This is a genomic window from Bradyrhizobium campsiandrae (assembly GCF_014529705.1).
GTDB classification, from domain to species: Bacteria; Pseudomonadota; Alphaproteobacteria; order Rhizobiales; family Xanthobacteraceae; genus Bradyrhizobium; species Bradyrhizobium campsiandrae.
In genome coordinates this window covers 44,958-58,403 of sequence record NZ_JAANIH010000009.1, presented here as the reverse complement: position 1 = coordinate 58,403, position 13,446 = coordinate 44,958, and the positions used below count along the sequence as shown (strand labels likewise).

Annotated in this window: 8 protein-coding genes; 4 read left to right on the top strand and 4 right to left on the bottom strand. The window is 67.0% G+C overall.

Features of this window, described 5'->3' with window-relative positions; all coding sequences use genetic code 11:
• Positions 1–125 precede the first annotated feature (125 nt).
• On the bottom strand, positions 126–1,493 hold the full coding sequence (locus G8O24_RS08735; RefSeq protein ID WP_188098385.1) for a hypothetical protein: 1,368 nt from the start codon (positions 1,491–1,493) through the stop codon (positions 126–128).
• A gap of 75 nt (positions 1,494–1,568) precedes the next feature.
• On the opposite strand from G8O24_RS08735, the gene G8O24_RS08730 reads away from it, so the two are divergent.
• Complete coding sequence (locus G8O24_RS08730; RefSeq protein WP_188098383.1) at positions 1,569–2,765, top strand: MFS transporter; 1,197 nt, start codon at positions 1,569–1,571, stop codon at positions 2,763–2,765.
• Here the strand turns inward: G8O24_RS08730 and dgcA are convergent.
• Positions 2,735–3,730 (bottom strand): N-acetyl-D-Glu racemase DgcA, encoded by a 996-nt coding sequence (gene dgcA / locus G8O24_RS08725; protein WP_188098381.1) that lies wholly within the window; start codon positions 3,728–3,730, stop codon positions 2,735–2,737. The genes G8O24_RS08730 and dgcA overlap by 31 nt on opposite strands.
• 137 nt (positions 3,731–3,867) lie before the next feature.
• Here dgcA and G8O24_RS08720 point away from each other — a divergent pair, with 137 nt between their 5' ends.
• From G8O24_RS08720 to G8O24_RS08710, 3 genes are read left to right on the top strand one after another with little or no spacing between them, the layout of a single operon-like run.
• Entirely contained in the window at positions 3,868–5,001 is a 1,134-nt protein-coding gene (locus G8O24_RS08720) for an MlaE family ABC transporter permease (protein ID WP_188098379.1), read from the top strand.
• 2 nt (positions 5,002–5,003) lie between these two features.
• A complete protein-coding gene (locus G8O24_RS08715) occupies positions 5,004–5,786 on the top strand; it encodes an ABC transporter ATP-binding protein (protein WP_188098377.1) in 783 nt (260 codons plus the stop codon).
• Positions 5,787–5,802: 16 nt separating this feature from the next.
• Positions 5,803–6,681, top strand: a complete 879-nt coding sequence (locus G8O24_RS08710; protein ID WP_188098375.1) for an MlaD family protein — start codon at positions 5,803–5,805, stop codon at positions 6,679–6,681.
• Positions 6,682–6,969: 288 nt separating this feature from the next.
• Here G8O24_RS08710 and G8O24_RS08705 read toward each other — a convergent pair whose 3' ends face one another.
• Complete coding sequence (locus G8O24_RS08705) at positions 6,970–7,467, bottom strand: hypothetical protein (RefSeq protein WP_188098373.1); 498 nt, start codon at positions 7,465–7,467, stop codon at positions 6,970–6,972.
• Between the two features lie 83 nt (positions 7,468–7,550).
• Positions 7,551–13,394, bottom strand: a complete 5,844-nt coding sequence (locus G8O24_RS08700) for an apolipoprotein A-IV repeat region-like domain-containing protein (RefSeq protein ID WP_188098371.1) — start codon at positions 13,392–13,394, stop codon at positions 7,551–7,553.
• Between the last annotated feature and the right edge of the window lie 52 nt (positions 13,395–13,446).

Genomic DNA, 13,446 nt, shown 5'->3' with positions numbered 1-13,446 from the left:
AGTGCTTGGAAGCGTAGGGTGGGCAAAGGCGCGAAGCGCCGTGCCCACCATCCGTTGCGTTCGGAGACAGGTGGTGGGCACGCTTGCGCTTTGCCCACCCTACGCAGTCGTGCGCGTGACCGCCCTTACGAGAAGAATGCGATCTTCTCGGCCTGGGTCATGCGGCGGATCGGGGCGAGGCCGTCGTTGGCGGCGGGGCGGGGCTTTTGCACGATGCCGCTGGCGAGGATGGTGGCGCCGAGCGAGGGCTCGGGCAGGGGAGACGGCATCGGCAACGCTGCGCTGGGGGCGGCGGCTGACATCGTCGCGGCCGCCATGGCGGGCGCCGGCTGCTCCATCACTTCAGCGGCGGCCTCCGCGATGGCCTCGGTGAGGCGCGCGAGCGATTCCATCGCAATCGGCGCCTCGGTCACCGGCTCCTCGACCTCAGGCTCTTCAACGTGCGGCGCGACCGGTGCCTCGAAGGCGACGGGCGCCGCCACCGCTGCGGCCACTGGCTCCGGCATCGGCTCAAGAACCGGCGCTTCCATCTCCATGGGTTCGACGATCGCGTCGAACTCCGGATCGGGGGCGCCCATCTCCAGCGCGATGGCGTCGAGAATGGCTTCGTCCTCGGCTTCCGCGGCAGCATCGAGCGAGAACTCGTCGGAGATCTCGGCGAAGGCTGCGGGGGTGGCGAGGCTGTCCTCGACCGCAGCAAGACTCTCGTGGGCCGCGACGTCGCTTTCGGTGGTCTCGGGCTCGATGGCGATGTCCATCGCGGCTTCGGCGAGGCCGCTCGCCTCGACGACTGGCTCGGGAGCCGGCGCGATCTCCTGCGGCGTCTCCGTAAAAGCCACGGGAGCTTCGCTCGCCATCGCGGCGGGTGCTTCGGCAATGGGCGTTTCCGCGACCGTCGGCGTCGGCTGCACCGGAACTGGCGCGGGCTGCGCGGCGGCTTGCGGCGCCACGCCGCCACTGGCGTCAGTCTGCTCGACCCGGTCCTTGAGCAGGTCGAAGGCGGCCTTGAGGTCGCCGCGTGGGTCGATGGTTGAAACTTGCGCGCAGGCCGCCTCGATCGAGGCGAGCTGCGAATCAATCAGGTCGCAGATTCGCCCGTCGGCGCCGATCTCGCGCCAGCGCCAGGAGATCTCCTTGATGATGCGCACGCCGCGAGGGATCGGTGCGAGGGTCGCCTCGATCGCAGCGGGATCGAAGGCCTTGGCCGCGGCGCTTTCCGCGTCCTCGACCGCCCGGCGGATCGCGACCAACGCTTCGGGCAGACGATCCTCGACGACAGGTTGTCGCTGCGCCGCAAGGGTTTCTTCGATTTTCGCGACCGCGTCGAGCACCATGCGGGTGTCGGCATTGCGGTTACGCTTGGCGTATTCGCCGAGGAACCAGCGGCCGCGCGCGGTTTCCATGAAGGCTTCGCGGATCGCGTCGTAATCCTGCTCGTTCGGCTCGGCCGCGCGGGCAGACATGGGCGAGAGGGCGAATGCTTCGTTGGCCATGACAATCTCGTCGCGCAAATCAGTGCGCGTTACTGTAACGATCACCACGATATCGACCGAATCGCAATTGGTTTGATGGCAGCCGAATCACAAATCCCCACACCAGCATCGGTCAAGCGGCGATTCGCCGTGAGCCTGGCGCTGTTCTATTCGGCCGTGTTCGCGGTCTCAGGGACGCATCTGCCGTTCTTTCCGGTGTGGCTGAAGGCGATCGGCATCGACGCCTCCTGGATCGGCCTCATCAATGCGCTGCCGGCGCTGACGCGCTTCACGACGCTGCCGCAGATCACCGCCCTTGCCGAAAAGCGGCAGGCGATTCGCGCCGGCATGATGATCTCGGTGCTGGCCACCGCGATCGGCTTTGCGACCCTTGGCCTGCAGCAGCAGCCGCTGGCCCTGTTCCTGATCTATGCGCTCACCTGCATCATGTGGACGCCGACGACGCCGCTGACCGATGCCTATGCGCTGCGCGGCGTCGCGCGCTACGCGCTCGACTACGGACCCTTGCGGCTGTGGGGCTCGGCGGCCTTCGCCGCGGGCTCGCTCGCCTGCGGCTATCTCGTCGATATCATCGCGGCGCGCGACCTGATCTGGATCATCGTCGCATGGGCCGTGATAGCGGTGCTTGCCAGCCTGCTGCTTCGGCCGCTCGACGATGTCAGGCGCAGGACGACGGAGGCGCATGCGGGCAAGGCGCTGCTGCGCGATGCGGGCTTCTGGGCGGTGATCGCCTCGGCGGCGCTGATCCAGGGCAGCCACGTCGCCTATTACACCTTCTCCGCCATCAACTGGCAGCTGCAGGGCCTTGGCGGGCTGACGATCGCGGGCCTGTGGACGCTGGGTGTGATCGCCGAGATCGTCGTGTTCGCGCTGTCGCCGCGCTTCTCGCTGCATCCCTCGTCGCTGATGGCAATCGGAGGGCTCAGCGCGATGCTGCGCTGGATCGTCACGGCGAACGAGCCGCCGCTGGCGCTGCTCGCAATCGCGCAGCTCGGCCACGGCCTCACTTTCGGAATGACCATGGTCGGCACCATGACCCTGCTGGTGCAGCGCGTCCCCTCGCATCAGATCGCGCGCGGCCAGGGCTATTACGCCGCATGCAGCGGATTGTTGGGCGCCGCGACCTCGATCGCCTCAGGCGCGATCTACGCCCGCATCGGCGACAGCCTGTATTACGTCATGGCGGCGATGGCGGCTGCCGGCGCTGTCCTGATCTGGTCGGCGCGGCATCGGCTGACGGCTCATCCCCACAGCGAGGCGTCGGGCGGATAGATCAGGCTCTCGTCGTAGCGAAGCCCGTGGTCGCGATCGCGCGCGAGCAGCAGGGGCCCGTCGAGATCGACGAACCGCGCCTGCGGCGTCACCAGCATGGCGGGGGCCATCGAGAGCGAGGTCGCGACCATGCAGCCGATCATGATCTCGAAGCCGAGCGCCTGCGCGGCATCGGCCATGGCGAGCGCCTCGGTGAGCCCGCCTGATTTGTCGAGCTTGATGTTGACGGCGTCGTAGCGGCCGCGGAGCGAGGCGAGGGTTTCGCGCGTGTGCACGCTCTCGTCGGCACAGACCGCAACCGGCCGCTTGATCATTGCGAGCGCATCGTCCCGACCTGCGGGCAGGGGCTGCTCGACCAGCGTGACGCCGACGTCGGCGCAGGCCGCGAGATTGGCCTCCAGATTGGTTGGCGTCCACGCCTCGTTGGCGTCGACCACCAGCTCCGATTCAGGGGCGGCCTTGCGGATGGCCGCGATCCGCTCGGGATCGCCATCGCCGCCAAGCTTGATCTTGAGCAGGGGCCGGTGCGCCGCCCTGGCGGTCGCCGCCGCCATCGCCTCGGGGGTGCCCAACGAAATCGTGAAGGCGGTGGTGCGCATCCCCGGCGAGGGGCGGTCCAGCAGGTTCCAGGCCCGCACCCCGGCCTGCTTGGCTTCAAGATCGATGAAAGCGCAATCCAGGGCATTGCGGGCCGCGCCGGGTTTCATCGCGGCCTGGAGGGCCTGCCGGTCGAGGCCGCCCCGGACCGCTTCCTGCATGGTCAGGATCGCGGCGAGCGTCGCCTCGGGCGTCTCGCCATAGCGAGGATAGGGCACGCATTCGCCGCGTCCGGTGAGGCCGTTCCGGCTCAGTTCGGCCACAACGGTCACGGCCTCGGTCTTGGCACCCCGGCTGATGGTGAAACTACCGGCGATGGGAAACCGCTCGATTCGGGCGGCGAGGACAGGAACTTTGCTGGAAGTCATTTTGAACTCTGGCGAAATCTGAACCTGCTGGTTACCTCTAGCAACTAACATTAACCAGTTGGGGATACCTTTTCTGGGTACGGGCGTGTGCGCAATACTCTGATTTCCTCCGCCCTGGTCGTACAGGAGTGGATACTTTGAGCGGCGATCCGAAGCTGGAACGGATTGCCAAAGGCAACGCGCTGGCTCTCTGCGCCACCGGAACCTGGACCGCGAGCTTCGCGCCGGCTCTGGAGCGGATGGTGGCCGACGCCGAGAAGCTTGCCGGCGGCCCCCAAAACATCTTCATCGACGTTTCCGAGGTCGCCAAGCTCGATACCTTTGGCGCCTGGCTGATCGAGCGGCTGCGCCGCAGCCTGACCAAGGGGACGGTCGAGGCGCAGATCGCAGGGTTGTCGGCGAACTATTCGAGCCTCGTCGACGAGGTGCGCCGGGTCAGCGCGACCCCGGTGGTCGAAACCTCCACGATCACCATCAGCGGCATGCTGGAGCAGATCGGTCGCACGGTCGCCGGCCTCGGCGGCACCGTCGCGGGCCTGGTCGACATGCTCGGCGCGGTGCTTGCCGCGGTCGCGCATGTGCTGATCCATCCGCGCTCGTTCCGCCTGACTTCGACCGTGCATCACATGGAGCAGGTCTGCTGGCGCGCGGTGCCGATCATCGTGCTGATCACCTTCCTGATCGGCTGCATCATCTCGCAACAGGGCATCTTCCATTTCCGTCGCTTCGGCGCCGACATCTTCGTCGTCGACATGCTCGGCGTACTGGTGCTGCGCGAGATCGGCGTGCTGCTCGTCGCGATCATGGTCGCCGGCCGCTCCGGCAGCGCCTATACCGCCGAGCTCGGCTCGATGAAGATGCGCGAGGAGATCGACGCGCTGCGGACCATGGGCTTCGACCCGATCGAGGTGCTGGTGCTGCCGCGCATGCTGGCGCTGGTGCTGGCGCTGCCGATCCTCGCCTTCCTCGGCGCCATGGCCGCGCTCTATGGCGGCGGCCTCGTCGCCTGGCTTTATGGCGGCGTCGATCCCGAGGCGTTTCTGCTGCGCCTGCGCGACGCCATCTCGATCGATCATTTCATCGTCGGCATGGTCAAGGCACCGGTCATGGCCGCGGTGATCGGCATCGTTGCCTGCGTCGAGGGGCTCGCGGTGCAGGGCAGCGCGGAATCCCTCGGGCAGCACACCACCGCATCGGTGGTGAAGGGCATCTTCTTCGTCATCGTGATGGACGGCGTCTTCGCCATCTTCTTCGCCTCGATCGGGATGTGACGATGGCACAAGAAGCTCAAGGCGCGATCCAAGATCCCATCATCCGCGTGCGCGACATCACCGTGCAGTTCGGCAGCACACGCGTGCTCGACGGCCTCGACCTCGACGTCAAGCGCGGCGAGATCCTGGGATTTGTCGGCCCCTCCGGCGCGGGCAAATCGGTGCTGACGCGAACCATCATCGGCCTCGTGCCGAAGGTCGCCGGCTCGATCGAGGTGTTCGGCGTCGATCTCGATTCCTCCAACTCGTCGCAGCGTCGCAATGTCGAGCGGCGCTGGGGCGTGCTGTTCCAGCAGGGCGCGCTGTTCTCCTCGCTCACGGTCAGGCAGAACATCCAGTTTCCGATGCGCGAATATCTTCGCGTGTCGCAGCGGCTGATGGACGAGATCACCATGGCCAAGCTCGCGATGGTCGGCCTCAAGCCCGAGGTGGCCGAGCGTTTCCCTTCGGAACTCTCCGGCGGCATGATCAAGCGCGTCGCACTGGCGCGCGCGCTGTCGCTCGATCCCGACCTCGTCTTCCTGGACGAGCCGACCTCCGGCCTCGATCCGATCGGCGCCGGCGACTTCGACGACCTGGTCCGGACGCTGCAGCGGACTTTGGGGCTGACCGTTTTCATGGTAACCCACGACCTCGACAGCCTTTACACCGCTTGCGATCGCATCGCCGTTTTAGGGAACGGTAAGATCATTGCGGCAGGGTCGATCGCCGACATGCAGGCCTCGCAGCATCCCTGGCTGAGGCAGTATTTCCATGGCAAGCGCGCCCGCGCGGTCGTGACTTGAGGTGCCGGAGCAGCTGATGGAAACGCGGGCGAGTTACCTATTGATCGGATCCTTCACGCTGGCGGTGATCGCGGCGGCGATCGGCTTCGTGTTGTGGTTCCAGTCGCGGCACACCACCAAGCAGCGCAGCCCGTTCCGCGTCGTGTTCGAGGGTCCGGCGGCGGGCCTGCGCAACGGCGGCAGCGTCAACTTCAACGGTATCCGGGTCGGTGAGGTGGTCTCGGTGAAGCTCGACAATCCGCGGCGGGTTGTCGCACTCGCCATGGTCGAGAACAACACGCCGCTGCGCAAGGACACCCTGGTCGGCCTCGAATTCCAGGGCCTCACCGGCGTCGCTGCGATCTCGCTCAAGGGCGGCGACGAGGCCGCGCCACCGCCGCCGCTCGACGAGGACGGCATCCCGACGCTGACGGCCGATCCGAACAAGCTCCAGGACGTCACCGAGGCGATCCGTGGCACGCTGCAGAACATCAACAAGATCGTCGCCGACAATCAGGAGTCGGTGAAGAAGTCGCTCAAGAACCTCGAGACCTTCACGAGCTCGCTCGCACGCAACTCCGAGAAGATCGACGGCGTGATGGCCAAGGTCGACGGCGTCATGCTCAAGGCCGACAACCTCATGCTCGGGCTCAACACGCTCGCCGGCGGCAAGGATGGCGGCGAATTGTTCCAGACGGTGAAGTCGATCCGCGAGCTCGCCGAGGATTTCGACAAGCGCTCCGGCGCGCTGATGACGGACGGACGCCGCACGCTCGGCGACATCAGCCGCGCCGTGAACAATTTCGACCGCAACCCGACCCGCGTGCTGTTCGGCGCCAGCAACAGCGCCCCAGCCGCCGCCCCGCCGCCCGAGCCGCCGAAGCCCGGGCCCGCGCCCGAGCGCAGGCGGCAGTAGGGCGTCTTCTTCCCTTCTCCCCTTGTGGGAGAAGGTGGCGCGCGTAGCGCGCCGGATGAGGGGTCTCTCTCGACCCGCTCATCTCTCTCAGTTGAATATGAGGATGCAACCCCTCATCCGGCGCTTCTCTTCCTTCTCCCGCAAGGGGAGGGAGAAGGAAGAGAAGCGCCGCAGCGGCAACTGTCTCTGTGGAGGTCGACTGGATTGCGCCGGCGTCGTAGCCCGGATGGAGCGCAGCGCAATCCGGGACCTGTCCCGCATTCCGCTGCGCTTCCATGCGGGCTACGATCACTCCTTCGGTATCCACCGGAAATCGATATCGTCGGCCTCAATGACCCATACGAATGCCTTGCACTGAGCGCCATAGGCCCACTCGATCTCATGAACCAAGTGGCCGCGATCTGAAACTCGAAACTCGTCGTAGCGCCAATCGCCGTGGGACGGCGCATTCGGCGAAAGCTCCTGAAGCGAGTAGGCGTACACCGTCGGATACGCAATCTCGATGTGTCCATCGTGGAACGCGCCGAGTAAACGAAGCGCGATTGAGCAGGATCGCTGGCGCGGCTGAGCGTTGGGTTTCTCCAATATCTGCAGCGACTCGAGCCAAGCGTCGTGTGGGCAACGGTGGTCTCGCGGGTTGTAGAACCAGTCGGACGTTGCGAGCTCGTAAGCCCGCGGCGGAAAGGCCGACTTGTTGTTCGCAACATAGGTTTCGTAGCGCTCGAACGCGAGTTTAACGGCAGGGTATTTCTCGTCGCGGCCGTCGTCCGAGAGAATGAAGACCATCGTCAATTGCCTATCAAACGCGTTGCCTCGAAACAAAAACGGAGGCCGTGAGGCCTCCGCTTTCTTAGTGCTATTCTTGCGGTTTACCCCAACCGGCCCGCCGCATGCGCGAGCAGGGTGTAGACCAGGCCTGTTTCCGAGGTTAGGTGGCTGCGCAGCTCCTGCGGGCCGCGGCCGTCGCGGGCGACTTCGTCGAGCAGGCGCTCGAATTCGGCGACGTAGCGGTCGACCGTGCCCTTGAAGTTGCGATCGGCCCGATATTTGCGGGCGACCTCGTCAAAAGCCTTCTGGCCGGCGGGCGTGTAAAGGCGCTTGGTGAAGGCCTTGTTCTCGCCGCGCTGGTAGCGGTCCCACATCTCGGCGGCGAGGTTGCGGTCCATGAGCCGGCCGATGTCGAGCGTCAGCGATTCCAGCGGATTGCTGCTCCCTTGCGGGGCCTGAGGCTGCGGCGCGGCGGCCTGACGACGCGGAGCCTCGCGACCAGTCGGTGCGCCCTGGTTGGCGTCCGTGCGGTTGAGCAGGTCCGACAGCCAGCCGTCGCGGCCCTGATCGTTGCCGCCAGGAGCAACCGGCGGCGCCTCGGTCCGGCGCGAGGGAGCCGGCATGCCGAGGTCCGGCGGCGGCAGCGTCGAGGCGCTGCCGGTGTCGCGCATGCGGGTCTCGGTGCCACGACCGCCGACGCTTGCCATCACCGGCTCTTCCTGGCGCTGGACGGCGACGGAGGCGCGGCCCGTCGTGGTGACGTCGAGGCCGCGGCCGTGCTGGGCCACGATGCGGTTGAGCTCGGCGAGCGCCTCGATCTGGTCGACGATCACCTTGCGCATCTGCGCGGTGCTCTCGGCGGCCTCCTGCGGCATCTCGAGCACGCCGCGGCGCAGCTCGTTGCGGGTGGCTTCGAGCTCGTTGTGCATCTCGAACGCCATCTGCTTCATGCTGGCGACGAGGTTGCCGAACTTCTCGGTCGACTGCTTGAACATCGCATCCGCCTCGTCCGTGGTCTGGCGGTAGATGTCGTGCATGGCCTCGATGGTCTGGCGGTGCTCCTCTTCGGACGCCGACCGCACCGCCTCGAACTGGCGGGTGATCGCGGCCGACCCTGCGCCGGCGGTCTCGGCGACCACGCGGGCGATGTCGCGGGCACGCTCTTCGGCCGCAGCGAGCGATTCATCGAGCAGCCCGGTGAAGCGCGACAGGCGCTGGTCGAGATCGGCGGTGCGCAGGTCGATGGTGGTGACGAGCGATTCCAGCGCCGCCTTGCGTTCAGCGAGCGAGGCGGTGGTGTTCTTGTTGCTCTGCTCGACCACCTGGGCGGCATCGACCAGCGCCTTGCCGTGTGCGTCGAACTGGGTCGACAGCTCGCCGAGATCCTGCAGCGCCTTCGTGGTCTTGCTGTTGAACACGTTGAGCTGGTCTTCCAGGTTCTGCGTCGCAGCTCCGTTGCGCGAGGTGACGTCGTTCATCGCCGAGACGAAGTCGGCAACGCGCGTCACCAGCGCCCGCTCGAGCGAGTTGAGGTTGTCGTGCGCACCGGTCAGCACCTCCTGGAGCAGGATGTTGCCTTCGCGCAGACGCTCGAACAGGGCGACCGTGTCGGTGCGCAGGATCTTGCTGGTCTCCTGCATCTCGGTGACGGCCGCGATCGAGACCTGGCGCGACTGGTCGATCGCAGCGCGCGAGGCCGCCTCGAGGTCCTTGAGCGACCGGCCGACCGCGCTGGTCGCGACCTCGCTCGCCGCGTTGATGGTGCGGGCGACTTCGTTGCCGTTGCCCATCATGGTCTGCGAGAAGGCGTGGCCGCGCGTCTCGATCGACTTCAGCGCGTCGGAGGTGACGCGGTCGATGTCGAGCGTGAGCTGGCTGGTCTTGGAGCCGATCGCATCCACGAGCGAGCCGCGCTTGGCATCGATCATGTTCGCGAGACGGTCGGCCTGCTGCTGCACGTAGGTGACGATCTCGTCGGTCTTGCCGGTCATGGCCTGGCCGAAGCTGCTCGAGGCGGCGAGCACCGAGCGCTCGACGTCGGCCGAGCTCGACTTGACCCGCGAGCTCGCCTCGTTGGAGGCGGAGATCAGCGCGTTCTGCGCGTTGAGCGCGCTGGTCTGGATGTCGTTGGTCGCGTTCGACGTGGCCGTGCTCAGCGTCCGCTCGATCTCGGTCGAGATCATGCGGATCTGGCTCGCGGCATCCGCCGAGGTCGAGGTCAGCGAGGTCTGGGCCTCGCGGGCGCTGCTGAGGATGGTCGAGGCGGTATCGGCGCCGACAGCGGTCAGCGTGCGCTCGATGTCGGTCGTCAGCGACTTGATCTGGCTCGCCGCGTCGGTCGAGGCGGAGATCAGCGTGCCCTGGGCCTCGCGTACGCCGCTGGTGAGCGCCTCGATGGTGGCACCGCCGGCGGTCGCCAGCGCGCGCTGCATCTCGGCTGCGAGCGAGCGGACCTGGCCGGTCTGCTCGGCAGAGACCGCGAGCAGGGTGTTTTGGGCGTCGCGGGCGCTGCTCGTGATCGTCTCGGCGGTGGTCTGGCCGACCTGCGAGAGCGAGCGGTGCACTTCGGCCGCGAGCGACTTGACCTGGCTTGCCGCCTCCGAGGACGCATTCACCAGCGTGCTCTGAGCTTCGCGGGCGCCGGCCAGAATGCTCTCCGCCGTCGAACTGCCGGCCATGGAGAGCGAACGCTGAACGTCGGCGGTCAGAGCCTTGACCTGGTTTGCCGCATCGGTCGATCCGGCGACGAGCGTGGTCTGGGCCTCGCGCGCGCCCGTCATGATGGTCTCGGCCGTCGCGGTGCCCGCCATCGAGAGCGAGCGCTGCACGTCGGAGGACAACGCCTTGATCTGGTTGGCGGTCTCGGTCGAAGCGGCGATCAGCGTGCTCTGCGCGTCGCGAGCGCCGGCGGTGATCGATTCCGCCGTGGTGGTGCCGGCCAGCGACAGCGAGCGCTGCACGTCGGCGGTGAGCGTCTTGACGTGGTTGGCCGCATCCGAGGAGGCGGTGACGAGCGTGGTCTGCACCTCGCGGGCGCCGGCCAGGATCGAGGCCGCGGTGGCCGAGCCGGCCGCGGACAGCGTGCGCTCGACATCGGCGGCGAGGCCCTTGATCTGGTTGGAGGCATCGCCCGACGCCGCGACCAGGGACGACTGCGCCTCTCGGGCGCTGGTCAGGATGGAGTTCGCAGCGCCCGTGCCGACTGCGGTCAGCGCGCGCTCGACCTCGGCGGAGGTCATCTTGAGCTGGGCATTGACGTCGGAGGAGACCGTCATCAGCGATTGCTGGGCGGTGCGCGCACCGGTCTGGATCGTCTCGCTGGTGTTGACCACGAGGTTGGTGAGCGAGCGCTCGGCGTCCTCGACATGCGAGCGGATCGCGGTCGAGATCATCTCGGCGCGGGACATCATGTCCTCGCTGGCCTGGCGGCCGCTGCTCTCGATGCGGCCGGCGACGGCCTCGACACGCGAGCCGAGCAGGTCTTCGAACTGCGCCACGCGCACGTCGATATCGCTCGCGACCGCACCGACCTTGGTCTCGATCGCCTGCTGGATGTCCTGGAAGCGCGCCGTGACCGTGTCGGTCAGGTGCATGCTTCGGCCGTCGATCAGTTCAGAGACGCTGGTGATGCGGCGGTCGACCGCTTCGATCGCCTGCGCGGTCCCGTCCGTGAGCGTCGAGGTCAGCAGAGTGAGGCGGTTGTCGATCGACTGCACGGCCTGCGAGGCACCATTCGTCAGCGCGGTCGTCAGGTAGGTCAGGCGGGAGTCGATGGACTCGAGCGCCTGCGAGGCGCCGCCGGTGAGCGTCGTGGTGAGGTGCGTCAGGCGGGTATCGATCGACTGGATGGTCTGCGAAGCGCCGTCGGTCAGCGTCGTCGTGAGGTGGGTGAGGCGGCCATCGATGGATTCGAGGGCCTGCGCCGCACCGCCGGTGAGGGTCGTCGTGAGATGGGTCAGGCGCGAGTCGATCGACTGGATCGCTTGCGTCGCACCGTCGGTCAGCGTCGTGGACAGTGAGTTGAGCCTGTTATCGATGGTCTCGGTGACGGACTTCGCACGGGCGTCGAACGACTGCTCGAGCGCGCCGACGCGGCCGCCGAGCTGCTCGTCGAAGGTCCTGATGTGGCCCTCGATCGTGCCGTCGAGGCTGGCGATCTTGCCGTTCAGCGAGGCGTCGAAGTTGGACACGCGTTCGCCGATAGTGGTCTCGAACTGCGCCAGGCGCTGGTCGAGCACGGCCGTGATCGCGCCGCCGTTCGAGGTGAAGCGGGTGTCGAAATTGTCGACATAGGTCTTCAGCGATTCATGGATATCCTGCGTGCGCTGGCCCATCCGCTCGACGATTTCGCCGCCGAAGGTCTTCACGGTGCGGTCGAATTCGGAAATATGGCGCGTGATCAGGGCACCCAGCGTGCCGGAATCGCGGGCGAACTTCTCGACCAGCTCGGCGCCCTGGTTCTTCACCAGCTCGTCGAACGCGCTCATCTGCAGCGACAGCGAATCGTGCGCGGTCTCGGTCTGGCTGACGACCTTGGCAACGAGGGTGTTGACGGTGGCGTCGAGCGCTTCGCTCGCCTTGTCGCCGGAGGTCATGATATGGCCGGCGAGGCGGTTGCCGGCGTCGTCGATCTTGGCGGAGAGGTCGTTGGAGCGCAGCTCGAGCTCGAGCAGCAGCGAGTCCGACGAGTTCTTCAGGCTGTCGTGCACCTGCTCGGTGCGCTCGGAGATGCCGTCGACGATCGCGGCGGAACGCTGCTCGAACTCGCCGGTGATGCGGTCGATGCGCTCGTTCAGCATCTCGTGGACACGGTCGGCGAGGTCGACGAACTCGTCGTGGACGTGGCCGGTTTTGAAGTTGAGGCTGGTGGTCAGCCGCTCGCTGGCGTCGAGCACTGCGCGCGTCGTCTCGGCGCTGGCCTCCTCGAGGCGGTCGAGCAGGTCGCCGCCGCGCTCGCCGAGCGCCAGGATCATGTTGTCGCCGGCATGGCTCAGCGCGCCCGTGATGTGCGCGCCGCGCTCTTCCAGCGCGCCGGTGATGGATTTCGCCACCTCGTCGACGCGCGAGGCGATCGCGTCCGAGATCAGCGCGATGTCGTGGCGCAGGTCGATCTGCACGCCGGAAATGGCGCTGCGGACCTGCTCGGCCTGGCCGACCAGATTGTCGCGCTGATGCGCGATGTCCTGGAGCAGGGCGCGGATCCGTACTTCGTTGTCGGAATAGGCGCGCTCGAGCGCTGCGACCTCGTTGGCGACCAACGTCTCGAGTTCGCCGGCGCGCGCGATCGCACGCTCGATGCCATCGCCCATCGCCGCGACTTCGCGGCGAATGGCCTGGCCGACGGTGACCATGGAATCGGAGGCCGAACCTTCGGGCTCGGAGAAGCGGATCGCAACCTGCGCCATCGCCTGGGCAACCTGGCTCATCTGCTGGCCGCGCCAGACGAGGCTGGCGAGGAAGTAGAACAGCATGATCGGCGCGAAGAACATCGTGACGAGGCCGGCGATGGCCAGCACGCCGCCGCTCTCGCCCATGGCGGCCCGGATCGAGGGCAGGAAGCCGACCGTCAGCGCAGCACAGGCGGCAAGCCAGACCACGGTGAAGATGGTCGCACCGGTGTAGATGTTGCGGGCGGGGCGGCCCGTCTGCAGGGACTGGAGCAGCTGGCCGATGGTCTCGCGATCGTCATTGGCGGCGCGCCGCGAGCTGCGCGGCTCCTCGATCGGGTCGAACACGGTGGCACGCTCGTTGGCAGCGGGCCGCGGTTCGAAGGCCGGGTCGTCGAACACGGGAGGCGCGGGCGGCGCAACCGGCGGCGCGGTTTCGTTGCGCATCGATGCGTTGCGGCTGGTATCGGCAGCCGTATCGCTGATGTTGAGGGCTTCCTGGATTGCAGAAAGCGCAACTTCTGTGGGGTCTTTGACCTTTTTGGGAGTATTGGCCATGTTCAGTCCGAGCCCTCGTTACTTTTACGCGTCCCCCCGCGAGCCCTGCGCG